Source organism: Xanthomonas sp. SHU 199 (assembly GCF_000364665.1).
Classification (GTDB): Bacteria; Pseudomonadota; Gammaproteobacteria; order Xanthomonadales; family Xanthomonadaceae; genus Xanthomonas_A; species Xanthomonas_A sontii.
Genome location: NZ_AQOI01000804.1, coordinates 1 through 23727 on the forward strand (window position 1 = coordinate 1; position 23727 = coordinate 23727).

Genomic DNA, 23727 nt, shown 5'->3' on the forward strand with positions numbered 1-23727 from the left:
GCGTGCCCTGCGCGATCTGGTCGCGCAGCTGGCTGGCGAGGGCTTCGTACAGGCGCATGCGGCGGCCTCATCTGTATCGGTCGATTTGCAGCGTATCTGACTCTGTGCTGGTCGCCCACCCCGGCGCACACTGGCCGTGTCCTTCCCCATTCCCGAGGCCGCGCGTGCAACTGCCGCTGTTCATCGTCGATGCCTTCACCACGGTGCGGTTCCGCGGCAACCCGGCCGCGGTGGTGCCGCTGCAGGCGTGGTTGCCGGGCGCGCTGATGCAGGCCATCGCCAGCGAGAACAATCTGTCGGAGACTGCGTTCTTCGTGCGCGAGGCCGATGGCGCGTTCGCGATCCGTTGGTTCTCGCCGCTGCGCGAAGTGGGGTTCTGCGGCCACGCCACCTTGGCCAGCGCCTTCGTCGTCGCCACCCAGGGCCTGGCGCCGCTGCCGTTGCGGTTCCGCGCCGCGGCGGTCGGCGAACTGGAGGTGGACCGCGAGGCCGACGGGCGCTTCGTCCTGCGCTTTCCGAACCAGGCGCCGACCGCGCTGGCGACGGTGCCGCAGGCGCTCGCGCAGGCGTTGTCGATCGCGCCGCAGGCGGCCTACCGCAACGACCAGGCCTACATCGCCGTGTACGCGGATGAAGCCCAGGTGCGCGCGGTGGTGCCGGACCTGGCGCGGATGCTGGCGCTGGCACCGCGCGATGTCGCGGTCACCGCGCCCGGCCGCGAGCACGATTTCGTCTCGCGCTATTTCTGGCCAGCCAACGGCGGCGTCGAGGATCCGGTGACCGGCTCGATCCACGCCGCGCTGGCGCCGCTGTGGGCGCAGCGCCTGGGCAAGTGCGACCTGCGTGCGTGGCAGGCGTCTGCGCGCGGCGGCGAACTGGACTGCCGGGTGCTGCCGGACCACGTGCAGGTGCGTGGCGCGGCGGTGCAGTACCTGCACGGGAGCATCGCGCTGTGAGCGCCGCCGTCGCGACATCCGCGGGCGCGTCCCGGCGGGCACTGTGGCAGTTGCTGCTGGCCGAGGTGCTGATCGGTTCGGTCGGCGTGTTCGTGCACGAGAGCGGCCAGGATCCGGTGACCGCGGTGTTCTACCGCTGCCTGTTCGGCGCGCTGTTCCTGACCGTGTGCGGCCTGCTCGGCGGGCAGTTGCGCGGCCTGTGGCGCGAGCGCGCGCTGTTGCGCGACGCGGCGCTCAGCGGGGTGCTGCTGGTGCTCAACTGGGTGGCGCTGTTCGCCGGCATGGCGCGTTCGTCGATCGGCGTGGCGACCATGGTCTACCACGTGTTCCCGTTCGTCATGCTGATCCTGGCGGCGTTGCTGCAGGGCGAACGCAGCCGCTGTTCCGACCTGGGCTGGACCCTGCTGGCCTTCGTCGGCGTGGCCTGTTCGGCGGACCCGCTGCGGCTGTGGTCCAGCGCCGATCGCGGCTACCTGGGCGGGATCGCGTTGACCCTGCTGGGCGCGCTGCTGTGCGGCGCCTCGTTGCTGATGTCGCGGCGGATCAGCCGCGAGCGGCCGCTGGCGGTGGTGACCGTGCAGTGCTGGGTCGGTGCGGCGATGCTGGCCGGCTTCTCCAGCGGCGCCGCGCTGCACCCCGGCCGCCACTGGTTCTGGCTGGTCGGCCTGGGGGTGATCCACAGCGGCGTGGTGTACGTGCTGTTCTACAGCGCCTACCGGCACCTGCACGTGGCGGCGATCGCGGTGGTCGCCTTCGTCTACCCGCTGGTGACGCTGCTGCTGGACTACCTGCTGTACGGCCACCGGCTGGTGCCGGTGCAGTGGCTGGGCCTGGCGCTGATCGTGCTGGGGACGCTGGCGGTCAATCTACGCTGGTCCTGGCCGCGCCGGGTGGTGGCCGCGTCGTAGCGTGGCGCGGCTCCGCGTGGGCGCGTCGGCCACCGCAGTGCGGTGGCCTGGGCGGGCGTTTCAACGCACGTCGCGCAGTTCCCAGCCGCTGCCGGCGAGCAGGCGCAGGCGCTGCTTGAGGATGTCGCCGGGGATGCTGGTGGTCGCGGACAGGTCGATGCGCAGATCGTCCTGGCGGCCGGTCACCCGTGCTGCCGGATCGGTCACGCCCAGCGCAGGATCGACCTCGTCCGGCTCCGGCTGCATTGCGCGCCAGCGCTCGAACCAGGCCGGGTCGCTGAGGGCGGCCTGCAGCTGTTCGGCGAAGGCGTCGGCGCCGTGCGCGGAGAAGCTCAGCGACGGGTTGCTGCCGCGGGCACGGGCGGGATCGGGCAGGCTGATCGAGTAGGTGACGGCCATGGGCATCTCTTGTGGGCGGTGCGAAGCGGCGCAGCCTAGCAGAGCCAGCGCCGCGCCGCCGTCGACGCGGCCCCCGGCCGGATCAGCCGAAGCGCAGCGCCTCGCCGGCGAAGCCCAGCACCAGCGCGCCCTTGCCGACGTTGACCATGCCGGTCAGGCTCATCACGCTTTCCTGCAGCTCCACGCCGTGGCCGTCGCAGGCCTGGCGCAGCGCCGCGTAGCCGGGCAGGGCGCGCAGTTCCGCCAGCTCGCCGCCATAGCTCAGGCACAGCGTGGGCGTCATCAGCCCTGCGGCCACGCGCTTGGCGGCCAGGCCGAACAGGGTCTGCACGGCGTGGTCGAAGCCCTTGAGCTTGGCCACCGGCGCGGTCTCGCCACGGTGGCAGTGCAGCACCGGCTTGATGTCCAGGGCCGAACCGAGCGCGGCGCTGAGCAGGCCGACGCTGCGGTCGCCCTTGCTGCGCGCGCGGCTGCGCAGGTAGTACAGGTCGCGCGCGATCATGTAGCCATGGGTGTGCTCGGCCAGCGTCTCCAGCCGCTCGCGGATGGCCTGCACGCCGGCGCCGGCGGCACGCAACCGCACCGCTTCGACGGCGACCACCGCCTGTGCGGCGAACAGGTTCCCGGTGTCGATCACGCGCAGCGCGAACGGCGAGGCGTGGCCGGCTGCCTGACGGATCGGCTTGTAGTCGTTGAGGATGGCGAAGCCGGCCTGCTGCGCGTGCTCGTGGATCGGGCTGCGGGTCTTGGCGATGGTCAGGCAGAACACGTGGTCGTAGTCGATGACCAGCCGGCTCAGGAACAGCTCGCGGATCTGCGCCACGCTGTACGGCACGGTCTCGGCTTCGGCGCCGTGCGCGCTGACCTGTGCGTGCAGGAACTCCAGCGTCGCCGCTTCGTCGCGGCGATCGGCCAGGACGGTGCCGCCGAGGCGCACGCTGATCGGCAACACCACCAGGTCGTGCTGGGCGATGTAGTCCTGCGGCAGGTCGCAGGCGGAATCTACGACGATGCCGATGCGCATCCGCTGAAGCTCCAGTGATTGGGGAGATCGATGGACATGGCGACCGCTCAGGCGTTGCGCTGCACCGCGACCGGCAGCGCGTTCAGGCGCGCCATGTCGCCGCGCTGCAGCAGTTGCGGGTCGGCCAGCACCGCGCGCATCAGCGGGTGCGCGTCGTTGCCCCACAGCAGGGTGTCGTCGATCTGCAGGGTCGGCACGCCGAACACGCCGGCCGCCAGCGCCTGTTCGGTGTTGGCGCGCAGTTGCGCCTTGACCTGCGCATCGGCGGTGGCCGCGGCCACGTCGGCGATCCCCAATGCCTCGCCGACCGGCGCCAGGGTCGCGGCGTCGTCGCCGGCGTGGCCATCGCGCCACAGCCAGTCGAAGAGCGCATCGATGGCCTGCGGCGTGGTGCCGGCGGCGATGCACAGGCGCAGCGCCGTCAGCGGGTTGAACGGATGTGCCGGCGGGAAGCGCAGCGGCACGCCTTGCTGCTGCGCCTGCCACTGCACGAAGCGATAGGTGAACTCGCGCTTGTGCGGCACCTCGGCCGGCCCGCGCGTCTGCAGCTGCGCCAGCACCGCGGCGAACACGATCGGCACCGGCTGGATCCGGGCGAACTCCGGAAGCGCTTTCACCTGCTGCCAGTGCAAATAGGAAAACGGCGAGATGAAATCGAAATACCAGCGCAACGTCATCGTGCTTCTCCGCAATGACCGATCAGCTTAGCGCGACCTCGCGCGCGCTGCGACTGCGTACATCGGCATGCTGCAGTGCGAGATGTCGCCGCCGACCGTTCGCCCGGCGACCGCAATGCGTAGACGATGCCGTGGCGGAAATCTCGCTGGCACGCGATATCTGTGAAGCGCCGCGCGGCCGTGGCCTGGATCGCGGTAGCGCTATTGCGCTGGCGCATGGCATGCGCGGGTCTTGTCATAGCTCGCGGTACGCGCACCTTGCTAGCGTCCGCCGCGGCAGTAGATTCGCTGCCCCTGCACGCCCAGGAGAGACCGCCATGCACGCTTCCGCTTCCGTTTCCGCCGCTGCTTCGCCGCGCCTTCCCGCCACGGTCGTTAGGTCGCCGCGCGGCTGGGCGCGGACCCTGCGCGCGTTGTTCGCCACCGCCCTGCTCGCCATCGCGCCGATGGCGCTGGCCGGGCCGTACCAGGTGTACGGCAACCAGTACGCCTGGGTGAACAACTTCAACGACCCCAACAACGTCATCCAGGGCACGTTCCACAGCGGTAGCACGCCGAGCATGACCGTGACCTTCAATTTTCCCAACGCCAGCCTGTACGGCTATCCGGCGATCCTGCGCGGCTCGCACTACGGCTTCAATCCCACTGCCGACCGCACCTTCCCGCGGCAGGTCTCGGCGCTGCGGTCGTTGCCGGCGACCTTCGCGTACTCGTCCGGCGGCAGCAACCTGGCCGGCGACTTCGCCTACGACCTGTTCTTCCGCTGGGACAGCACGGTGTCCTCCAGCGCGATCCCGCAGGCCGAAGTGATGATCTGGGGCGGCCACAACTCGTATCCGATCGGCACGCTCACCGCCAGCAACGTCATCAGCGCAGGCGGCTACACCTTTGATCTGTGGGAAGGCATGAACAGCGCCGCCGGCTACTACGTCTACACCTTCATTCCGCACAACACCGCCGGCCAGCCGACTCTGCCGAGCAACGGCAATCTCAACATCGACATCAAGCCGTTCCTGAGCTGGCTGCACACCCATCGCGCGCAGGACGGGCGCTTCAGCAACGCGATGTACCTGCACGTGGTCGAGGCCGGCTTCGAGGTGGTGCGCGGCAACGGCTGGGCCTGGATCCAGGCCAATATCGGCGCCAACTGACGGCGCCGCACGGGCGGCGCCGTTCCTGCCTGGCTCAGCGCGGCGGCGCCTTGCACAGTGCCGCGTTGTGCCAGGCGGCGCGGGCGATCGGCAGGAACCCGTCGGCATCGCTGGGCGGCAGGCTGTTGCGCACGTCCTCGGCACCGCTGCCGGCGCGTTCCAGCACCGGTGCCAGCCTGCGCAGGCAACCGGCGCGGTCGCCCAGGTGAGACTCGGTCAGCGCCAGATCGGTGCGGACCTGCGCGGCGTCCAGCCAGAACAGGGTCTTGCCGCATCCGTCCAGCAGCGCGAGCGGCAGCAGGCGCTGGAGGGACAGCGAACCGCGCATCGGGATGTCTCCGTCGGGCCAGGGGCGCAGCGTAGCAGCGTGGCGACGTCCTCGCCGGCGCGTGTGGCGCGTCTGCCCGCAGCGCCTCACGGCGCGAGCCATTGCACGCTGTCGAAGACGATGCCCGGGCCGAGGAACCCATTGTCCGGCGAGCCCGAGGCGACGTCGATGTCCAGCGTGTTGAGGCCGGCCTGCAGCGCGCTGGCCGGAATGTCGAACAGATAGACGGTGTTGTTGCCGCGGTAGGTGCCACGGGTGATGCCGCGGCTGTCCGGCTGCTCCGGCCGCGGCGGCACGGGTCCGCTCCAGCGATCGTTCACCCGCAGCTGCGGACGGCCGCCGGCCTGGGTCAGGGTGACGAACAGACGCAGGCGGTAGGCGTGGACCTGGTCCGGCCCGAGCACGAAGGCGATGCGCGTGGGCGTGTTGACGCCGCGCCATTGCGCCGCCGGGAATACGTCGAGAGAGTCGTGGCCCACGCGATAGGTCAGCGGCCCCCATCGCGCCATGCGCCGGTCGGAGGGATGCGCGCGCGCCAGCAACGCGGCGTTGCGGAAACCGGCCGGCGTGCCATCGGGATCGCCGATCTGCCAGATCACCTGGCCGGGCAGCGGGACCGCATGCAGGGCGGCCTGCGCGGTGGCTGCGGCTGCGATCTGCACGGTGTCGTGGGCCACCTCCAGCTCGTTCTGGTACAGCGCGATACGGTACGCGCCGGGGCGGATGCCGGCGATGCGGAAGCGGCCGTCGGCATCGGCCCTGGTCCAGTACTGCGCCTGCGCGTTGCGCAGGGCCACCACTGCCGGCTGCCCTACGTCGATGCCGGAGACCTGGCCGGTCACCGCGCCGCGCGCTTCCGCGCCCAGAAAGCCTAGCAAGCCCAGCGACGCGTCGACGAAGCGCAGGTCCGGCGGCACCTGCGCTTCCGCGCCGCCGCGGCTGAACTGCAGCACGTACACCCCGTGCAGGCCGCCGCGGTAGGGTTCGGTCTGGGTGTGGTTGGAGAACATGTAGTTGTACAGCTCGTGGGTGCGCGCGGTCCGCTGCGTGGCGATGTCCTTGAAGAACGGCCCGCCCGCGCTGTGCTCGCGATCGCCCATCCACATCCGCACGGCGAGGCCGGGGCCGCTGACGCCATGCACGCTGTCGTCGATCGCGCGCCGTGCCGAGTAGAACTTGGAGCTGGTGCGGCCGTCCGGCAGGAGGAATACGTCCTTGCCTTCGATCGCGGTGCCGATGTTGGAATCCGGTTCGCGCTCGGCGTCGGGCAGCTTGGTTGCGTCGAGGCGGGCGATGAAGCGCAGTTCGCCGACCGGCAGCAGGGTCGGGGCATAGGTGGCCAGGTAGAGCGCGTCGCGGCCCTTGCGCGCCATGTAGTACTGCACCAGGTCGCCAGCGCTGGCCGAGACCACGATGGTGTCGCCGACAGTGCGTGCGGCGACGCGGGCGCTGCCCAGGCCCGAGGCGATCTCCGAGTGCTTGGCTTCCGGACTCTCCAGTTCGACGCCACGGTAGCGCAGGGAGACCACGTCGCCGGTGCGCGCGTCCACGCTGAACTGCAGATCGGCGCCGCTGTCGACGACGAAGCGATCGCCGACCCGAGCGACGCCGAAATCGGCTGCGTTTGCCAGCGCGGGTGCCGCGGCGTACAGGGCGAGGCAGCACAGCAGCAGGCGAAGCAAGCAGGGCATGGCGGCGCGGGCGACGGCAGCGAGGCGCACAGCCTACTGCGCGCGGACGCGGACGCGATGCCGTTTCCGCGCGGCGGTGGGGCAGCGCTCAGGTGCGCATTGCGGGGCGTCGCCACCGGCGGGACGGCATCGTCAGTGCGATGCCGTCCCGGTGTGCTCGACGCGGTTTAGTGCGTGTACGCCTTCGGCAGCGCGCCGTTCTGCTGCATGTAGCGGTCGCGCAGTTCGGTCTGCCGCGAGCGCATCGGGATGGCGCGGCCACCCAGCCAGACCTGCTCGGCGTAGTGCGCCACGTCCAGCGGGTCGCCTTCCCACAGCACCAGGTCGGCGAGCTTGCCCGGGGCGATGCTGCCCAGGCGGTCGCCCACGCCGAAGGCCTCGGCCGGAACCCGGGTCAGGCCGGCCAGGGCGGCGTCCCACGGCAGCCCGTGTGCGACCGCGTTGCCGGCCAGCTGCCGCTGCTTGCGCGCGTTGTGCGCGCCGTCGCCGCCCTGGGTAAAGCTCACCGCCACGCCGGCGGCGTTGAGGCGCGCGGCGTTCTCCATGGTGGCGCCGATCTGGTCGAAGCTAGCCGGCAGGTCGTCCAGCGCGTTGACGAACACCGGCACCTGCGCCTTCGCCAGTTCCGGCGCCAGCTTCCAGGCCTCGTCGCCGCCGGCGATGGCGATGCGCACCTTCTCGCGTTGTGCCCAACGCAGCAGTTGGCGGATGTCGGCCGCGCGGTTCACCGTCACCACGATGCGGCCCTGGCCGGCGAGATAGCGCGCCAGCACCGCGCGTCCGGCCGGGGTCAGCAGCGCATGCGGCGAATCAGCGGGCATGCGCCCGCGCGCTTCGGCCACCAACTGGTCAAGCAGCATCCACTGCGCCGCGCGCGACTTGCCGCTCAGTTCCAGCGCATCGCTGCCCAGGTGCAGGTACAGCGCGCGCGGGCCGATCGGGTCGGCGCCGCCGTCCAGGCGCATCACCGCGCCCTGGCCGGCGACGAAGGCGCCGCCTGTGTTGGCGCCGAGCGCGGTGAAGCCGATGCCTTCCACCCGCGCGACCGGGATCAGCACCGACGCGGGGTTGTAGGCCAGGGTCACGTCGAACTCCGGGCGCATCGGCTGGTCGTGCGGCAGGGTCAGCGTGCTGTCGACGGTGGAGGCCTCGCCGGAGACCTCCTCGATGCCGATCTCGGTGATGCCGCCGAACAGCGCCGGGGTCAGCGGCCGGCCCTTGGCCTCGACCACGGCGACGCCGGCCGGCGCGCTCAGGCCGGGGCCGACTGCGCGGATCACCCCGCCCTGGACCAGCACGTCGGCATTGGCGAGGGTGCCGCGGGCGCTGGCGGTGTGCACGGTGGCGCCGCGGATCAGCACGTCCTGGGCGAACCCGGGCGCGCTGCCGAGCAGCAGGCAGGCGGCCAGGGCCAGGCGCTGCGCCAGGCGATGGGACGAGAGCAGGGCGCGGCTCATCGGGCAGCCTCCTGGCCGAGCATGAAATCGGAGGTCGGTTGCAGGCGGCGGTCGGCGCGGTCGTAGACCTGCGCGCCGTCGATGTAGACCTTGTCGGCCAGGGCGTAGGAGCTGAAGGGGTTGCCGTTCCACAGCACCACGTCGGCCATCTTGCCCGGCTCCAGCGAACCGGTCTGCCTGTCGATGCCCAGCGCCTTGGCCGGGTTGCTGGTCAGCCAGCGGATCGCGCGTTCGGGCGGGATGTCCATGCCGGCGCGGCGGCCGGCGGCCATCGCCTTGGCCGCTTCCTGGTTGAGCCGCTGGATGCCTTCCTCCGAATCCGAGTGCACGATCGCGCAGCCGTTGGCGGGGCGGTCGACCAGGGCGATGTTCTCCTGGATGCCGTCGAAGGCTTCCATCTTGAAACCCCACCAGTCGGCCCACAGCGCGCCGCAGACGTTCTCCTGGGCCAGGCGGTCGGCGATCTTGTAGGCCTCCACGCCATGGTGGAAGGCGGCGATCTTGAAACCGAACTCCTTGGCCAGGTCGAGCATGGTGGTCATTTCGTCGGCGCGGTAGCAGTGGATGTGCACGCGGATGTCGCCGTTGATCGCGCCGGCCAGGGTGTCCAGCTTGAGGTCGCGCTTGCCGCCGCTGTCGCCGCTGCTGTCGTTGTCGCCGGCGCCGCGGCTCCACCAGTGGCGCTTGGGCGGGCTCTTCTGCTTCGGCGCGTTCTTGCGCAGGTATTCGCTGGCGTCGATGAAGGCGGCGCGGTAGCCGGCAACGTTGCCCATGCGCGTGGACGGGCCGCCCTTCTCGCCGTACACCCGCTTGGGGTTCTCGCCGCAGGCCATCTTCAGGCCCCATGGCGCGCCGGGAAACTTCATCGCCTGGTAGGTGGTGGCCGGCACGTTCTTGAGGGTGACGCCGCGGCCGCCGACCAGGTTGGCCGAGCCGGGCAGCACCTGCAGCGCGGTGACGCCACCGGCCAGCGCGGTGCCGAAGCCGGGATCCTGCGGCCAGATCGAATGCTCGGCCCACACGTTCGGGGTCACCGGTGCGGTCGCTTCGTTGCCGTCGCTGTGCGCGCTGACGCCCGGGCTGGGATACACGCCCAGGTGCGAGTGCACGTCGATGATGCCGGGCGTCACCCACTTGCCGTGGCCGTCGATGCGGGTGGCGTTGGCCGGCGCGGCCAGCGCGCGGCCGACCGCCTGCACGCGGCCGTCCTGCAGCAGCACGTCCGCATCGTCCAGGCGCTCGCCGGTGCCGGTGAGCACGATGGCGTGTTCGATCAGCACCGGCACCGACGCCAGCGCGCGATAGGTGCTGGGATAGGGATCGTCGACAAAACGCGAGGCCGCGGCGGCCGGGCCGCACAACGCCACGCCCAGGCAGGCGAGCAACAGATGACGCATCGAATTTTCCCCGGAAGATGAATCCGGCCCTTGCGGCCGTGCCCGCACGCTAGCCCGAGCCGGCGCGCTTGCCAAGTGCGGGTGCGGCATCGGCGCGCCTTGCTGCACCGGATCGCGACGCGGAACCTGTTATGCAGTGCGATTCTCCCCATGGACACCGCAATGACCGACACCCCTGCGCGCACCGTCGTGGACTTCTGGCGCAGTGCCGGCCGCGAACGCTGGTTCGCCGCCAACGACTCCTTCGACGCCAATGTCCGCCAGCACCTGCTGGAGGCGCATCACGCCGCCGCGCGCGGCGAACGCAGCGACTGGCTGACCGACGCCGAAGGCGCGCTGGCGCTGCTGCTGTTGCTCGACCAGGTGCCGCGCAACGTGTTCCGCGGCAGCGCGCACGCCTTCGCCACCGACGGCCTTGCGTGCCGCTATGCCGACCAGGCGCTGGCGGCAGGGTTCGACCAGGAAACCGACGCGGAACTGCGGATGTTCTTCTATTTGCCCTACACGCATGCCGAGGACGCGGCGCGGCAGCGCCAGGCGGTGGAGCTGTTCAGCGCGCTCGGCGATGCGGAGTCGCTGCAGTGGGCGGTGGTGCACGAAGACGTGATCCAGCGCTTCGGTCGCTTCCCGCATCGCAATGTGGCGCTGGGGCGCACGACCACGCCGGAGGAGCAGGCGTTCCTGGATGCGGGTGGGTTTGCCGGGTGAGGGAAGGGGGCCTGCGCGTTCGCTGCGTCATGGCGGCGAAGCCAGTGGCGCATCGGATGTCATTGCAGTCGGGACTGGAGTCCTTCCCACAGGGCGACATCAGGCTGCTGGCGCGGCCGCCAGCATTCGTCTGGTACGCGCAGCGGAGACAAGGAATGCGCTTCTTGTGGGAGCGGCTTCAGCCGCGACGAGCGAAGCCATCGGCGCATTCGACCTCATTGCAGTCGGGACTGAAGTCCCTCCCACAGGGAGCGCCGGACTTCGGTGCTGTCGTCAGCACTTTCGCAAGACGCCAGGCGAGTGTGTGCCCAGGGTAGGAGCGTGTGCGTGTGGCGATCGCGGCGCGCGGGCACAAAAAAGGGCGATCGCTCGATCGCCCTCTCGGCGCGTCCGCACTGGACGCAAGCCACGAGGTACCCGACTCAGTACTTCGGAACGCTTCCGTCGACTTGGTCGGTCCAGGCGTCGATGCCGCCGACCACGTTGTGCACCTTCGTGAAGCCCAGCGAACGGAAATGCTCGGCCGCCTGCGCGCTGCGGCCGCCGCGGTGGCACAGGAAGGCCAGCGCGGTGTCCTTCGGCAGCGCTTCCAGTTGCGCGCGCTGCTCGCCGTCGAGGGTGCGGAACGGCACGTTGACCGCCGCGACCGCGCGCTCTTCCGGCGGACGCACGTCCACCAGGATCAGGCCACCGGCGCGTACCTGGTCGTCGGCGTCGCGCGGGCTGAGGTCCTGCACCGGCTTGGGCGCATTGGGATTGTCGATGGCCAGGCCGCGGCCGCGGATGTCGTCCACCCAGTCGATGGTGATGCCGTCGGCGCGGCGCGCGCTGCCCAGGTCGAACTGCACGCGCAGACCGTTGGACTCGGCAGCGATGGCGTTGGGATCGGTCGGCGCCAACTGGAAGTTCGGCTGGAACTGCGCGTCGATCGCCAGCGCCAGGCTCGCGCCCGGGGCGTCGGCCAGCGCGCCGCGCAGCATCTCGGCGGCGGCGTCGGTGATGGTGATCGACGGCGGGGTGCGGTCCGGCGCGGCCACGCCGAGCAGTTCGCTCAGCTCGCCGCTGCCGGCCATCTGCAGGATGATGTCGCTGCCGCCGATCAGCTCGCCGTCCACGTACAGCTGCGGGATGGTCGGCCAGTCGCCGTAGACCTTGATGCCCTCGCGGATGTCCTGGTCGGCCAGCACGTTGACGTGGGCGAAGTCGACGCCCAGCTCGTTCAGCGCGCCCACCGCCTTGGCGGAGAACCCGCACTGCGGCATGCTCGGCTGGCCTTTCATGAACAGCACGACGCGGTTGGAGCTGAGCAGCGTTTCGATACGGGAGCGCAGGGCGGGGTCGAGGGACATGGCAGGCAGTCGTCGCAGAGTCGGACCGGTCATTCTACGCCGCATGGCATCATGGGGCATGACAGTTCCGGAAACGCTGCATCGCATCCCGCGCCATCCGTACCGCTGGCTGCCCTGGGCGCTGGCCTCGCAGGCGCTGGTGGCGGGGCTGTGGTGGGCGTATGGCTGGCCAGTCGGCCTGCCGGCGCTGCTGCTGTCGCACGCCGCGCTGGTGTTGCCGGTGTTCCTGCCGCGGGCGCGGCTGTATGCGCCGGTGCTGGATCGCCTGCCCGGCAGCGCGCCGCGGGTGTGGCTGACCATCGACGACGGCCCCTCCGACGACACCGTGGCGATCCTGGACCTGCTCGACCGCCACCAGGCCAAGGCCACGTTCTTCCTGGTCGGTGCCCGCGCCGCCGCGCGCCCGCAACTGGTACGCGAGATCCTGCGCCGCGGCCACGGCATCGGCAACCATAGCCAGCATCACCCGCAGGCGTGGTTCTGGGCGCTGGGGCCGCGGCGCATGGCGCAGGAAATCGGCCAGGCGCAGCAGACCCTGGCCGCGATCGCCGGCACTGCGCCGCGCTGGTACCGCTCGGTGGTGGGCATGACCAATCCCTTCGTCGCCGCACCGCTGCGCCGGCATGGCTTGACTCGGGTGGCCTGGAGCGCGCGCGGCTTCGACGGCGTGCGCTGCGACCCCGCGATCACCGTCGCGCGCATCGCCCGCGACCTGCAGCCCGGCGCCATCGTGCTGCTGCACGAGGGCGCGGCGCACGGGCACAATCCGGCGATCGTGGAGGGGGTGTTGCAGGCTGTGCAGGCGCGTGGGCTGGAGACGATCTGCCCGACCTGAGGCTGGACGCGCTTCCCCGCTTGCGCTGTGGCGTGGTGCCGATGCGCATACGCTGCGGCGGCCGTGTCCATGCACGGGGCGGCATGCCGACAGGCTCCCGAGGGGTATCTGTCGCTCGCTGCACGGAGTATTCGGCGCATGCGGCGAAGGCATGACCATCCGGCGTGTGCAGATGTAGTGCAGGCAGTATGGCGCAAGGCCTGGCTGCGCTTTCATCTGGTGCGCTTGTAACTGCGCACCTCCCAGCCGTCTCGCAGGCGAGTGACGAAGCAGTCATAGCCTGCCGCGTGCTGCGCGTCGAAGTACTGGTGCATCTCGGTGCGGTCCGCGAAGATGCGTCGCACGTCCGCGGTCTGGCGCCGCGACGGTGAGCGAATAGCCGCAGCGATCCCTCGCAATGTTGCCAGTAGTGGCGCAACATCCATGTGTCCCTCTGCCGAGTCCGTGGCTGGTCGGGCGGACTATCGCACACCTGAAAACCGTCCGCCAGGAACCGCCAGAGGCCGTCTTTCGCGCACTGCAGCCTTCAGTGCATGGAGGCCATCTCCATGCCGCTGTGCGGCGGCATGGCAGCTTGCAGCGGGGAACGCGCCGACGCGGAGGGCGCTCGCTGTCGCGCGCGCTGGGCCACGATCGGCGAGAAGGTCGTGCAGACCCGGAGTTCTCGCGACAGCTGCGACGTCAACGCGGCTCCGCCACGATCAGCCAGTTGTTGAACGGCGTGTTGCCGTACAGCGGCGCGAAGCTCGCGCGCAGGCCGGCGGCGTCGAGCTGGGCCTGCAGGCTGTCGCGGGTGGGGTAGGCCTTGGGCAACTCCTGCATCCAGCCGGCCAGGTGCGCGAGCACGTCGGTGATGCGGCTGGTGCGGCCGCGGCCGCTGGCATCGCCCAGGCCGCTGCGAATCACCAGTTTGGCGCCGGGCGTGAGCATGCGCGCCACGCTGCGGATCAGGTTGGACTGCATGTCGCGGTCCAGGTACTGCAGCACGTCCAGGATCGCGACGCTGCCGTGGTGCTCGGGCCAGGACTGGCCCAGGTCGACCACCGCGAAATGCGTGTCCTGCAGCCCGTTGCGGGCGGCGATGGCGCCGGCGCGGCGGATCTTGGCCGCGTCGATGTCCACGCCGTGGTAGCGCTGGCGCTGGCCGTCGGCGCGCAGCGCATGCGCGAGCAGGCCCAGCCCGCAACCCAGGTCCAGCACCGGCGCGTCGGTGCCGCGCAGCGCGGCGAGCACGCCGGGGTAGAGCGGATCGGTGCGCAGCTTGGTGCGCGTGTAGTAGTAGTCGTAGCGGTTGCCCAGCGGATGCGTGGGCAGGAAGGCGCGGGCGATGGCCAGGGCCTGCGGGCGGGTCATGGGCTGGGTGGTGCTGGCGTCGCGCAATGTCGGTCCTTGGCAGCGGGCGTACGCCAGCTAGGCTAACGCATCGCGTGCCGACGGCAACAGCCGCGCGGTCCAGCGCGCATACATCGCCGCCGACGGATGCAGCCCATCCGCGGCCAGCATCGACGGATGGCCGCCGCCATCGCGGCTGCAGCCGGTGATGTCGACGAAGCGCACCGCGCGCGCGGCGCAGCAGGCCTGCGCGGCGGCGTTGAAGGCGTCGATCTGCGCGGCGATGCGCGCCGGATCGTGTGCGGGCGGCTGCGCGAAGGCGGTCACGCCCCAGTCCGGGATCGACACCGCCAGCACCCGCTGCGGCCGCGCGTCAGCGAAACCGATCGCACGCTGCAGCAGCGCGTCGAACTGCGCGCGGTAGTCGTCGAGCGGATAGCCGCGGTACTGGTTGTTGACGCCGATCAGCAGCGTCACCAGGTCGAACGGTCCCTGCGGCGCGGCCGTGTCGATGCCGGCGTCCAGTTCGTCGGTGGTCCAGCCGGTGGTGGCGACGATCTGCGGATCGGCCAGGGCGATGCCGTCGCGGCGCAGCGCCGCGGCCAGTTGCATCGGCCAGCGCCCGTCGGCGTCAACGCCTTCGCCGATGCTGTAGGAATCGCCCAGCGCCAGGTAGCGCAGCGGTGTGTGCTCGGGCGTGGCGAAACTGCCTTTGCTCATCTAAGCGGAACCGGCAGCTGCCATAGCACCGGGATACGCGATCCAGGAACGGCGCACGCTTAGCCATTCCCGATTCCCGATTCCCGATTCCCCAGTCCCCACTCACCGCCCCACAGCCGCCCGCGGCTTCAGCGGCACCACCTTGGTGGCGTCCTCGGCGCGGCGCGCCAGCACGCGGTCGATGCGCGCGAACACCTCGCGCATCGTCGCCGCCTCCGGCAGCAGGGTGACGCGGAAATGGTGCCGGTAGGGCACGTTGAAGCTGGAGCCGGGCACCACCAGCACGCCTTCCTGTTCCATCAGCTCCAGGGCGAAGGCGTGGTCGTCGAACCCGCGCGCAGCGGCGCCGACCACGGCCGGGAACGCGTACAGCGCGCCGGCCGGCTGCACCAGCGACAGGTGCTCGCTGGCCGCGCAGGCCTCGAGCACCGCGCGGCGCGTTTCGTACAGGCGTCCACCCGGGGCGCACAGCGGCGAGATCGTGTCCGGGCCGTTGACCGCCGCATCGATGGCGAACTGGCCGGGGACGTTGGCGCACAGGCGCAGCGCGCCGAGCAGGTCCATGGCGTTGCGGAAATCGCCGACGCGTTCGGCGTCGCCCGACAGCAGCGCCCAGCCCACGCGCCAGCCGCAGGCGCGGTGCACCTTGCTCAGGCCGCCGAAGCTGATGCACGGATGCGCGCCGGCCAGCGGTGCCACCGACACGAATTCCGCGTCGTCGTACAGCACCTGGTCGTAGATCTCGTCGACCATCAGCAGCAGGTTGTGCTTGACCGCGATGGCGACGATCTTCTCCAGCAGCGCCCGCGAGTAGCTGGCGCCGCTGGGGTTGTTCGGGTTGATCAGCACGATGGCGCGGGTGCGCGAGGACACCAGCGTCTCGATCTCCACCGGGTCGGGCTGGAAGCCGTTCTCCGGCGCGCAGCGGTAGTACACCGGGCGGCCGTCGTTGAGGATGGTGGCGGCCGACCACAGCGGGTAGTCGGGCGAGGGCACCAGCACTTCGTCGCCGGGGTTGAGCAGCGCACGCAGCGACAGGTCGATCAGCTCGCTGACGCCGTTGCCGACGAAGATGCGGTCCGGGTGCGCGTCCGGATGCTGGCGCCGGGCGTAGGCCGCGGCGATCGCCTCGCGCGCCTCCGGCAGGCCCTGCTGGTGGGTATAGGGATCGGTGCGGCCCATGTCGTCGGCGATCGCGCGCTGCAGATGTTCCGGGGCACGGAAGCCGAACGCGCCGGGATTGCCGATGTTGAGCTTGATCAGTTTGCGCCCCTGGGCCTCCAGCTCGCGGGCTCGCCGTGCCAGTTCGCCTCGGATCTCGTAGCGGACTTCGGACAGGCGTTCGCGGATCGCGAGCGGCTTGATCGGCAGGGTGGGCATCGCATTGGCCGGTGGGGCGTGGGACCTGCATGGTAGCGGAAATGTGACACCGCGGCGGGGCGGAGGGCGCCGTGGTGGCGGGCCGTCTACGGCGCCCGGCCGCCACGTTAGGCGCTGCATTGGACGAGGCACCGTGGCTGACCCGTGTGGCGGCCACACACGTGTCGCGCGGGTCATGCGCCGCTGCTGGCGGCTCCCGGGGCGCCGCCTGCGGCGCGGGCCAACCACGCAAGGCGCCGCCCTGCGCTCACCTTTGGGCGCCGCGCACCCTCTAGAATCCGCCCATGACCTCCTCCCCGATCGACTTCGACGCGTTGCGCCCCATCGGCTGGCCCTGGCCCGGAATGCCCGAAGAGCCTGCCTGGCGCGCGCTGTTCGACGCGCATCCGCAGGCGCGGCCGGCGCGGGTGGTGGAGCAGCACCGCACCGGCTACGTGGTCGCCGACGCGGTGGACACCGGATTCAAGGTCGAATCGCTGCCGGACTGGCAGCGGCCGCGCTTTCCCAGCCACGAGCGCGCCGCGGTCGGCGACTGGGTGTTGCTGGAGGACACGCGCATCGTCGCCTTGCTGCCGCGGCGCACCGCGATCAAGCGCGGCGCCGCCGGCGAGCACTACCACCAGCAGGTGATCGCGGCCAACATCGATACGGTGTTCATCGTCTGCGGCCTGGATGCGGACTTCAATCCGCGCCGGATCGAGCGCTATCTGCTGCTGGTGGGCGGTGGCGGTGCGGCGCCGGTGGTGGTGCTGACCAAGGCCGACCTCACCGAGTACGCCGACGACGCGCTGGCGGTGCTGGAGGAACTGGCGGCGCAGGCGATCCCGCTGCTCACGGTCAACGCGCGCCAGGCCGACAGTGTCGACGCGCTGCGGCCGTGGCTGGGGCCGGGGCAGACCGCAGTGCTGGTCGGCTCGTCCGGTGCCGGCAAGTCCACCCTGACCAACACCTTGCTCGGCGTGCAGAAGATGCGCACCGCGGCGGTGCGCGCCACCGACTCGCGCGGCCGCCACACCACCACCCATCGCGCGCTGCTGCCGCTGCCGTCCGGCGCCTGCCTGATCGACACGCCGGGCATGCGCGAACTCAAGCCCACCGGCGAGGAAGACCTGGCCGAGGGCGGCTTCGCCGACATCGAGGCGCTGGCCGCGCAGTGCCGCTTCAACGACTGCGCGCACCAGGCCGAACCGGGCTGTGCGGTGCAGGCGGCGATCGAGCGCGGCGAGATCGAGGAGGCGCGCCTGGCCAATTACCTGAAGCTGCGCGACGAGGTCGCCGGCGCCGCCGGCAAGCTGGCGCAGCGCCAGGCGCAGAACGCGGCCGCCGGCCGCAGCGGCAAGCCCAGCGGTGGCAAACCGGGTGGCAAACCGGGTGGCAAGCGTCCGCCACCGCGCACCCTGCGCCGCTGAGGCCAGGCGTGGCCAAGCGCGCGCTGCCCGTTGAGATCCGCCATCATGCCGCGCTCGATGCACGGCTGGTCAAGGCGGTGCGCGGCATCCGCCTGCTGGCCCTGGCCAGTTGGCCGGTGGCGCTGCAGGCGCCGTTCCTGGAGAGCGTGGCGCGCGGCCAGCCGCAACTGCCGCAGGTGGACTACCCCAGGCTGGATTTCGCCGACACCCGCCGCGAGCTGGCGGCGATCGCCGAGGCCGCCGATCCGGCACATCCGCTCGGCGCCTATCTGCAGGCCTCGGTGCACAGCTGGGATCTGGCCGCCGCCCTGCTCGAAGCGCTCGGCACGCCGGCAGTGGGCACGTATTCGGCGCAGTTGTTCGGCGTGCCGGACGACCCGATGCCCGGCCACGGTCCCACCACCCGCGAGGCCGCCGGCCATTTCATCCGCATCGCCCAGGAGCTGGACCGCGAGTTGTTCTCGGCCGAGGAGCAGGTGCCGGTCTCGGCCACCGCGTTGCGCCTGCTGTTGCAGCGCGACCTGGACGAATTCTTCGGCACGCGGGTGATCACGGTGGAACTGGATCCGGACCTGCTGGCCAAGGCCGCCGCCGGCGCGCAGCGCATCCGCCTGCGCTCCGGCGCGCACTTCAGCGATTACGACCGCGCGCAACTGTTCCACCACGAGGCGCTGGTGCATTCGCTGACCGCGCTCAACGGCCGGCAACAGGCGCAGCTGCCGAGCCTGGCGTTGTCCTCGCCGCGCACCACCGCCACCCAGGAAGGCCTGGCGACCTTCGCCGAGCAGATCACCGGCAGCATCGACATCGCGCGGATGAAGCGGATCAGCCTGCGCATCGAGGCGATCGCGCTGGCCCGCGACGGCGCCGACTTCATCGAGGTGTTCCGCTACTTCGATGCGGCCGGGCAGGCGCCTGCGGAGAGCTTCTCCTCGGCGCAGCGCGTGTTCCGCGGCGTGCCTACCACAGGCGGCGCCGCGTTCACCAAGGACACCGTGTACCTGCGCGGGCTGGTGTCGGTGCACACCTTCTTCCGCCAGGCGCTGCAGCGCGACCGGCTGCCGCTGTGCCGCTGGCTGTTCGCCGGCAAGATGGCGCTGGAGGACGTGGCCGCGTTCGCGCCGCTGTTCGAGTCCGGCGTGCTGGCGCCGCCGCGCTGGTTGCCGACGTGGGTCGCGCGCGCCAGCGGCCTGGCCGGGATGCTGGCGTTCTCGCTGTTCGCCAACCGCATCCGCATGGACCAGGTGGACTGAACGGCGCCACGCGGCGCTCACCCGCCGCGAATGTGCGGCTGCCGATACTGCGGCGCCCGGCCTGCCTCCGCATGGTCGCTTCCCCTCACAAGGAGATCCGCATGAAGATCCTGATGGTGCTGACGTCGCACGACCAGCTTGGCGACACCGGCCACAAGACCGGCTTCTGGCTGGAAGAATTCGCCGCGCCGTACTACACGTTCAAGGACGCCGGTGCCGAACTGACCCTGGCGTCGCCCAAGGGCGGGCAACCGCCGCTGGACCCGAAGAGCGATGCGCCGGACGCGCAGACCGAAGCCACCCGGCGCTTCAAGGACGATCCGGCGGCGCAGCAGCAACTGGCGAGTACGCATCCGCTGGCATCGGTGCGCGTGGACGACTACGACGCGCTGTTCTACCCGGGCGGCCATGGCCCGCTCTGGGACCTGGCCGAGGACCGCGATTCCATCGCCCTGATCGAAGCGTTCGCACGCGCCGACAAGCCGATCGGCTTCGTCTGCCACGCGCCGGGCGTGCTGCGTCGGGTGACCGCGGCCGATGGCACGCCGCTGGTGAAGGGCCGTCGCGTCACCGGCTTCACCAACGGCGAGGAAGCCGCGGTGGGCCTGACCGACGTGGTGCCGTTCCTGGTCGAGGACGAACTGCAGCGCCTGGGCGGCCAGTACAGCAAGGTCGCCGATTGGGGCGTGCACGTGGTCGAGGACGGCCGCCTGGTCACCGGGCAGAACCCGGCCTCGTCCGAGGCGGCGGCCGAAGCGTTGCTGGGAATGCTGCGCGGGAAGTGAGCACTCATCGAGCGCGATGATGGCAAGGCTAACTTGCCATTTTCGGTACGTGAGGTGCTTTGGTTTGCGCTGGGGTGATGACGTAGCGGTTGAAGCGCAACCTCGTGCCGCTTTTGTAGCCTTCGCCGTTTGTCCTCTATAGGAGCGGCTTCAGCCGCGACGGGCGTTCACACTGATGCCGGTCGCGGCTGAAGCCGCCCCTACGAGGCCTAGTAGATGTGCCGCCGCGTGCGAGCCAGGGTGCGCGCCTGTGGGAGGGACTTCAGTCCCGACTGCACGCACTCGAAAGCGCAGATGCAACGCAGCGGCGCTGATCGGCGCCGCTGCTGTTTTCGGCTCAGCCGCGCAGCCACCAACGCAGGCTGTACGCGGGCAGCGCGCCGTTCCAATGCGCCAGCGCTGCGGGATCGCTGCCGCCATCGGCGATTGCCTGCCAGTTGCCGTCGCCCAAGGTTGCGGCGACATCCACCGCAACCGGCTCCGCACTGAAGTTGTACACCGCCACGAACGCCTTGCCGCGCGCCAAACCGAGCAGGGCGGGATCGCCCAGCGGCACGGCACGCAACGGCTGGTCGGCGGCCAGTGCCGCAGTGGCGGCACGCGCGGCGATCAATCCGCGCAGGCGGGTGTAGACCTGGCCGGGCAGGCTGTCGGGGTCGTGGCGTTGCGCCGCGCGCGCCCAGTCCATCGCCGGGCGGTGCAGCCAGCGGCCTTCGTGCTGGCGCAGTGGGTCGTCGCGATAGGCCTCGTCGTTGCCCAGGGCCAGTTCGTCGCCCATGTACAGCATCGGGATGCCCGGCATCGCCAGCGCCACCGCGTACAGCAGCAGCAGGCGGCGCACGCCTAACTCCAGCGCTTCAGCGTCGTCGGCGGCCAGCGCGGCGGCGATGCCGGTCAGCGCCGCGCTCATGCCGTTGCTGCCGTGCACGCCATCGCCGCTGCTCTGGAAGGCTTCGCCGCGCGCGTAGCTGTCCGCTGTGTCGCCGGCGTAGAACTGGGCGATGCGCGCCAGCGCGAACGGGGCGACACCATCGCCGCCGACGGCTTCGCGCTGCAGCACGTTCCAGCCGATGTCGTCATGGCAGCGCACATAGCTGAGCCAGCCACAGGCTGGCGGCAGCGCCGGCGTCTGCGCGATCGCCGCCTGCACGATGTCGCCGCGCTGCTCGGCCAGCGCCACCCAGCCGGCCGCCATCAGCGTGCTGTGGTAGGCGAGGTGGCATTCGTGGCCGCGCGCGGCGCCTTCGCCTAAGTAGGGCGGCAACTGCGCCATCGGCACGATCGCCTCGGCCTTCAGCAGGACCGCCGGCGCAAGGATGTCGGTGAGCGCGCGCAGCGCCTGCAGGATCGTGTGCGCCTCCGGCTGGTTCATGCAGTCGGTGCCGGGACGCTTCCACAGGTAGGCGGTGGAATCCAGGCGGAACACCTCCACGCCCAGGTTGGCCAGGCGCAGCAGCGCCAGCGCCATCTCGCCGAACACTGCCGGATTGCTCCAGTCCAGATCCCATTGGTAGGGGTAGAACGTGGTCCACAACCAGGCGTCGGCTCCTTCCACCCAGGTGAAGTTGCCCGGCGCGGTGTGCGGGAACACCTGGCCCAGGGTCTGCTCGTAGGCATCCACCGCGTCGCGGTCGCGGAAGTGGTGGTAGTAGTCCAGATGCCGCGCGTCGCCACGCTTGGCCGCCAGCGCCCAGGGATGGTCGTCGGCGGTGTGGTTGAGCACGAAGTCGGCGCACAGGCTGATCCCGGCCGCACGCAGCCGCGTGGTCAGTGCCGCCAGGTCGTCGGTGTCGCCGAGCCGCGGCTCGACCTGGCCGTAGTCGCTGACCGCAAAGCCGCCATCGTTGTCGCCGGCGCGCGCGCGCAGGAACGGCAGCAGGTGCAGGTAGCGAACACCCAGTTCCTGCAGGTAGGGCACGCGTTCGCCGACGCCATGCAAGGTCCCGGCGAAGCGGTCGACATAGGCGCTGTAGCCGAGCATCGCCGGGGTGGCGAACCAGTCGGGCGCGCGCTCGGCATCGAGCTGGCGCAGCGCCGACGGCCGCGCGTTGGCGGTGGCCGCCAATTGCGTCAGCCACTGCGGCAGCCATTGCGCGAAGGCCGGATGCGCAGCGTACAGCGCATGCAATGGGGCGAGCAGGCGTTCGCCGTGGCGCTGCAGGCGCGGCAGCAACGCGTCGGCGGCGTCCGGTTGCAGATGCGCCTGCCACAGGGTGTGGGCGAGCGCGGACAGTGCGGAAGGAGCGGGTGCGGTCATGGGGGGGGGGCTTGGCCGCGCCCCGGGCGGGGCGCGGATGTGCGGTCCTTGTCAGAAGTCGTAGCGCAGGCTGATGCTGGAAGTCCGGCCCGGGATCGAGCGCGCGCGGATCACGCCGGAAGCCGCGTCGGCGATCGACGCTTCCTCCGCTTCGGTCAGGCCGAAGGTGTTGAACAGGTTGTTGACGTTGAGCGAGACGGTCAGCGCATCGGTGATGCGGTAGTCGCCGAACAGGTTGACCTGGGTGTAGCCCGGCATCCTCAGCTGGTTGCTGTCCTGGGTGTAGGCCGACGTGGTGCCGATCGCGTTGACCCCGACCTGGTAGCGCTCGCCGCGGTAGCTCGGCGTCAGCTGCCAGACGAAGCGCGCCTGCCGACGCGGGGTGTTGCCAGCGTTGGCCGGGGTGATCTGGTCCTTGTCGATGGTGGCGTCGGTCCAGGTCAGGCCACCGTTGAGGGTGAAGCCGCCGGTGCGGTATGCGGCTTCCAGCTCGAGGCCGTGCGCCTTGTAGGTGCGGTCGAAGAAGCGCTGGGTGGTGGCTTCGTAATTCTGCTCCTGGGTGCGCGCGGCGAAGGCGGTGGCGAACAGGCTCAGCCCGCCGCTGCGCCACTTCAAGCCGCCCTCAAGCTGCTTGACCACGTTCACCGCCTCGTTGGAGGACACCGAGCCGTCGTCGCGGACCACGCCGAACAGCAGGCGGTCGGCGTTGGCGCGGGCGCCGCGGCTGTAGCGCGCGAATGCGGCCAGGTCGTCGTTGAGCATGTAGTTGCCGCCGAACGAATACGACAGGTAGTTCCAGTCGTAGCGCACCGGCTTGGGGTTGGCGTAGTCGATGGTCGCCACGCGTTGCTCCGGCGCCTCGATCACGCCGTCGCCGTTCACGTCGACATTGCTGGCCAGCACGCCGCCGGCGGTGTTGCCGCGCGCGCGGCCCATGTCGTAGCGCAGGCTGCCGTCCACGCTCAGCGGGCCCTGGTCCCAGCTCAGCGCCAGGTACGGCGCGTTGATGTCGTAACGCACGTCGTAGTGGCGGGTGTTGTCCAGCCCCCAGTACGGCACGCCGTAGGCGTACAGGCCGTCCTGCGAGCGCAGGCTGCCGTCGGCGGCGACCACGTCCAGCAGCCGCGGGCGGTGCCCCAGCGACTGCACGTAGGAATTCCAGGTCCAGTCCACGTCGATGGTCTGCCGCGAGGTGTACCAGCCGGCCTTGAGGTTGAGGTTGCCGCCGTCGCCGCTGGCGAAGTCGCGCGCCAGGCTGAGGTCGTTGACCGCGTTGCCCAGGTCGTTGAGGTGCACGTTGAACAGATGCGTGCGCAGCGCCAGGCCGGTGTAGGCCTGGCCGGCGTTCGGGCCGTCGACGTAGCGCAGGCCGGCGCCGCCGCCGCCGATGCTCGCCGCCAGCGCGCCGGCATCGGCGACCTGCGCGGGGAACGGCGAAACGAAGCGGCCGGAGGTATCGGCGATGCGGAACTTGTCGGTCAGGGTCCAGCCGCCGCCGATGTCGAACTGCGCCTCGGCACCGAACGCGCGCGACAGCGGATGCATGCCGTCGCCCAGTTCCACCCGCGAGGGCTTGTTGCCGCCATCGAGGGTGGCGCTGCTGCGGAAGTACGGGCTGTACAGCGTGTCGGTGCCGGGATCGAAGCCGTCGATGCTGCCGAAGTGCGGCGACCCGTCGCGGCCGCTGACCCGGGTCGGCACCGGCAGGGAG

Annotated in this window: 21 protein-coding genes; 8 read left to right on the forward strand and 13 right to left on the reverse strand. The window is 70.8% G+C overall.

The window, feature by feature from the left end:
* The first annotated feature begins 164 nt into the window (after window positions 1-164).
* Both D183_RS0121920 and D183_RS0121925 read left to right on the forward strand, forming a co-directional pair.
* Window positions 165-956, forward strand: coding sequence for a PhzF family phenazine biosynthesis protein (locus tag D183_RS0121920; RefSeq protein ID WP_017910883.1), 792 nt, complete (start codon window positions 165-167; stop codon window positions 954-956).
* Window positions 953-1864 (forward strand): DMT family transporter, encoded by a 912-nt coding sequence (locus D183_RS0121925; protein WP_026144747.1) that lies wholly within the window; start codon window positions 953-955, stop codon window positions 1862-1864. The genes D183_RS0121920 and D183_RS0121925 overlap by 4 nt, the downstream gene beginning before the upstream one ends.
* 60 nt (window positions 1865-1924) lie before the next feature.
* On the opposite strand, the gene D183_RS0121930 is transcribed toward D183_RS0121925, so the two are convergent.
* The 3 genes from D183_RS0121930 to D183_RS0121940 all read right to left on the reverse strand — a co-directional run bounded on the left by D183_RS0121930 (window position 1925) and on the right by D183_RS0121940 (window position 3964).
* A complete protein-coding gene (locus D183_RS0121930) occupies window positions 1925-2263 on the reverse strand; it encodes a hypothetical protein (protein ID WP_017913202.1) in 339 nt (112 codons plus the stop codon).
* Window positions 2264-2345: 82 nt separating this feature from the next.
* Window positions 2346-3287 (reverse strand): DegV family protein, encoded by a 942-nt coding sequence (locus D183_RS0121935; RefSeq protein ID WP_017910886.1) that lies wholly within the window; start codon window positions 3285-3287, stop codon window positions 2346-2348.
* Window positions 3288-3334: 47 nt separating this feature from the next.
* Window positions 3335-3964, reverse strand: a complete 630-nt coding sequence (locus tag D183_RS0121940; RefSeq protein ID WP_017910887.1) for a 2-hydroxychromene-2-carboxylate isomerase — start codon at window positions 3962-3964, stop codon at window positions 3335-3337.
* Between the two features lie 317 nt (window positions 3965-4281).
* Here D183_RS0121940 and D183_RS0121945 point away from each other — a divergent pair, with 317 nt between their 5' ends.
* Window positions 4282-5115 (forward strand): GH12 family glycosyl hydrolase domain-containing protein, encoded by an 834-nt coding sequence (locus tag D183_RS0121945; RefSeq protein ID WP_026144748.1) that lies wholly within the window; start codon window positions 4282-4284, stop codon window positions 5113-5115.
* A gap of 34 nt (window positions 5116-5149) precedes the next feature.
* Here D183_RS0121945 and D183_RS0121950 read toward each other — a convergent pair whose 3' ends face one another.
* The 4 genes from D183_RS0121950 to D183_RS0121965 form a co-directional block, all read right to left on the reverse strand.
* Window positions 5150-5443 carry a hypothetical protein gene (locus D183_RS0121950; RefSeq protein WP_017910889.1) on the reverse strand — a complete coding sequence of 98 codons (294 nt, stop codon included), beginning with the start codon at window positions 5441-5443 and terminating at the stop codon, window positions 5150-5152.
* Window positions 5444-5529: 86 nt separating this feature from the next.
* Window positions 5530-7134: a rhamnogalacturonan lyase B N-terminal domain-containing protein gene (locus D183_RS0121955; protein WP_026144749.1), complete on the reverse strand. Its 1605-nt coding sequence runs from the start codon at window positions 7132-7134 to the stop codon at window positions 5530-5532.
* A gap of 167 nt (window positions 7135-7301) precedes the next feature.
* The gene (locus D183_RS0121960) at window positions 7302-8591 is read right to left on the reverse strand and encodes an amidohydrolase family protein (RefSeq protein WP_017910891.1); all 1290 of its coding nucleotides are present in this window, start codon (window positions 8589-8591) and stop codon (window positions 7302-7304) included.
* On the reverse strand, window positions 8588-9988 hold the full coding sequence (locus D183_RS0121965; protein ID WP_017910892.1) for an amidohydrolase: 1401 nt from the start codon (window positions 9986-9988) through the stop codon (window positions 8588-8590). Before D183_RS0121965 ends, D183_RS0121960 begins: the two co-directional genes overlap by 4 nt.
* A gap of 162 nt (window positions 9989-10150) precedes the next feature.
* On the opposite strand from D183_RS0121965, the gene D183_RS0121970 reads away from it, so the two are divergent.
* Window positions 10151-10696 (forward strand): DUF924 family protein, encoded by a 546-nt coding sequence (locus D183_RS0121970; RefSeq protein WP_017910893.1) that lies wholly within the window; start codon window positions 10151-10153, stop codon window positions 10694-10696.
* Window positions 10697-11118: 422 nt separating this feature from the next.
* On the opposite strand, the gene grxD is transcribed toward D183_RS0121970, so the two are convergent.
* Window positions 11119-12045 (reverse strand): Grx4 family monothiol glutaredoxin, encoded by a 927-nt coding sequence (gene grxD, locus D183_RS0121975; protein ID WP_017910894.1) that lies wholly within the window; start codon window positions 12043-12045, stop codon window positions 11119-11121.
* A gap of 43 nt (window positions 12046-12088) precedes the next feature.
* On the opposite strand from grxD, the gene D183_RS0121980 reads away from it, so the two are divergent.
* Window positions 12089-12880 carry a polysaccharide deacetylase family protein gene (locus tag D183_RS0121980; RefSeq protein WP_173003360.1) on the forward strand — a complete coding sequence of 264 codons (792 nt, stop codon included), beginning with the start codon at window positions 12089-12091 and terminating at the stop codon, window positions 12878-12880.
* Between the two features lie 681 nt (window positions 12881-13561).
* Here the strand turns inward: D183_RS0121980 and D183_RS0121990 are convergent.
* The 3 genes from D183_RS0121990 to D183_RS0122000 all read right to left on the reverse strand — a co-directional run bounded on the left by D183_RS0121990 (window position 13562) and on the right by D183_RS0122000 (window position 16312).
* On the reverse strand, window positions 13562-14233 hold the full coding sequence (locus D183_RS0121990) for a methyltransferase domain-containing protein (protein WP_017910897.1): 672 nt from the start codon (window positions 14231-14233) through the stop codon (window positions 13562-13564).
* A 57-nt stretch (window positions 14234-14290) separates the two neighbouring features.
* Window positions 14291-14932, reverse strand: coding sequence for an SGNH/GDSL hydrolase family protein (locus tag D183_RS0121995; protein ID WP_017910898.1), 642 nt, complete (start codon window positions 14930-14932; stop codon window positions 14291-14293).
* Between the two features lie 102 nt (window positions 14933-15034).
* Complete coding sequence (locus tag D183_RS0122000) at window positions 15035-16312, reverse strand: pyridoxal phosphate-dependent aminotransferase (RefSeq protein ID WP_017910899.1); 1278 nt, start codon at window positions 16310-16312, stop codon at window positions 15035-15037.
* 284 nt (window positions 16313-16596) lie between these two features.
* On the opposite strand from D183_RS0122000, the gene rsgA reads away from it, so the two are divergent.
* The 3 genes from rsgA (at window position 16597) to D183_RS0122015 (ending at window position 19759) form a co-directional block, all read left to right on the forward strand.
* Window positions 16597-17721 carry a ribosome small subunit-dependent GTPase A gene (gene rsgA / locus D183_RS0122005; RefSeq protein ID WP_017910900.1) on the forward strand — a complete coding sequence of 375 codons (1125 nt, stop codon included), beginning with the start codon at window positions 16597-16599 and terminating at the stop codon, window positions 17719-17721.
* Window positions 17722-17729: 8 nt separating this feature from the next.
* Complete coding sequence (locus tag D183_RS0122010; protein WP_017910901.1) at window positions 17730-18974, forward strand: flavohemoglobin expression-modulating QEGLA motif protein; 1245 nt, start codon at window positions 17730-17732, stop codon at window positions 18972-18974.
* A gap of 101 nt (window positions 18975-19075) precedes the next feature.
* Complete coding sequence (locus D183_RS0122015) at window positions 19076-19759, forward strand: type 1 glutamine amidotransferase domain-containing protein (protein WP_017910902.1); 684 nt, start codon at window positions 19076-19078, stop codon at window positions 19757-19759.
* Window positions 19760-20096: 337 nt separating this feature from the next.
* On the opposite strand, the gene D183_RS0122020 is transcribed toward D183_RS0122015, so the two are convergent.
* Together D183_RS0122020 and D183_RS0122025 are read right to left on the reverse strand one after the other, a co-directional pair.
* Window positions 20097-22016 carry an alpha-amylase family glycosyl hydrolase gene (locus D183_RS0122020; RefSeq protein WP_017910903.1) on the reverse strand — a complete coding sequence of 640 codons (1920 nt, stop codon included), beginning with the start codon at window positions 22014-22016 and terminating at the stop codon, window positions 20097-20099.
* A 51-nt stretch (window positions 22017-22067) separates the two neighbouring features.
* Window positions 22068-23727: TonB-dependent receptor domain-containing protein (locus D183_RS0122025; protein ID WP_017910904.1), on the reverse strand; the 1660-nt coding region annotated here is incomplete at its 5' end.

What these genes read in the sequence shown, in the direction of transcription:
- grxD (WP_017910894.1), bottom strand. Translation starts at nt 12,045, where the DNA reads ATGTCCCTCGACCCCGCCCTGCGCTCCCGTATCGAAACGCTGCTCAGC.
- D183_RS0121940 (WP_017910887.1), bottom strand. Translation starts at nt 3,964, where the DNA reads ATGACGTTGCGCTGGTATTTCGATTTCATCTCGCCGTTTTCCTATTTG.
- D183_RS0121995 (WP_017910898.1), bottom strand. Translation starts at nt 14,932, where the DNA reads ATGAGCAAAGGCAGTTTCGCCACGCCCGAGCACACACCGCTGCGCTAC.
- D183_RS0121960 (WP_017910891.1), bottom strand. Translation starts at nt 8,591, where the DNA reads ATGAGCCGCGCCCTGCTCTCGTCCCATCGCCTGGCGCAGCGCCTGGCC.
- D183_RS0121970 (WP_017910893.1), top strand. Translation starts at nt 10,151, where the DNA reads ATGACCGACACCCCTGCGCGCACCGTCGTGGACTTCTGGCGCAGTGCC.
- D183_RS0122020 (WP_017910903.1), bottom strand. Translation starts at nt 22,016, where the DNA reads ATGACCGCACCCGCTCCTTCCGCACTGTCCGCGCTCGCCCACACCCTG.
- D183_RS0121930 (WP_017913202.1), bottom strand. Translation starts at nt 2,263, where the DNA reads ATGGCCGTCACCTACTCGATCAGCCTGCCCGATCCCGCCCGTGCCCGC.
- D183_RS0121955 (WP_026144749.1), bottom strand. Translation starts at nt 7,134, where the DNA reads ATGCCCTGCTTGCTTCGCCTGCTGCTGTGCTGCCTCGCCCTGTACGCC.
- D183_RS0121935 (WP_017910886.1), bottom strand. Translation starts at nt 3,287, where the DNA reads ATGCGCATCGGCATCGTCGTAGATTCCGCCTGCGACCTGCCGCAGGAC.
- D183_RS0122015 (WP_017910902.1), top strand. Translation starts at nt 19,076, where the DNA reads ATGAAGATCCTGATGGTGCTGACGTCGCACGACCAGCTTGGCGACACC.
- rsgA (WP_017910900.1), top strand. Translation starts at nt 16,597, where the DNA reads ATGACCTCCTCCCCGATCGACTTCGACGCGTTGCGCCCCATCGGCTGG.
- D183_RS0122000 (WP_017910899.1), bottom strand. Translation starts at nt 16,312, where the DNA reads ATGCCCACCCTGCCGATCAAGCCGCTCGCGATCCGCGAACGCCTGTCC.
- D183_RS0121965 (WP_017910892.1), bottom strand. Translation starts at nt 9,988, where the DNA reads ATGCGTCATCTGTTGCTCGCCTGCCTGGGCGTGGCGTTGTGCGGCCCG.
- D183_RS0121945 (WP_026144748.1), top strand. Translation starts at nt 4,282, where the DNA reads ATGCACGCTTCCGCTTCCGTTTCCGCCGCTGCTTCGCCGCGCCTTCCC.
- D183_RS0121990 (WP_017910897.1), bottom strand. Translation starts at nt 14,233, where the DNA reads ATGACCCGCCCGCAGGCCCTGGCCATCGCCCGCGCCTTCCTGCCCACG.
- D183_RS0121950 (WP_017910889.1), bottom strand. Translation starts at nt 5,443, where the DNA reads ATGCGCGGTTCGCTGTCCCTCCAGCGCCTGCTGCCGCTCGCGCTGCTG.
- D183_RS0121980 (WP_173003360.1), top strand. Translation starts at nt 12,089, where the DNA reads ATGGCATCATGGGGCATGACAGTTCCGGAAACGCTGCATCGCATCCCG.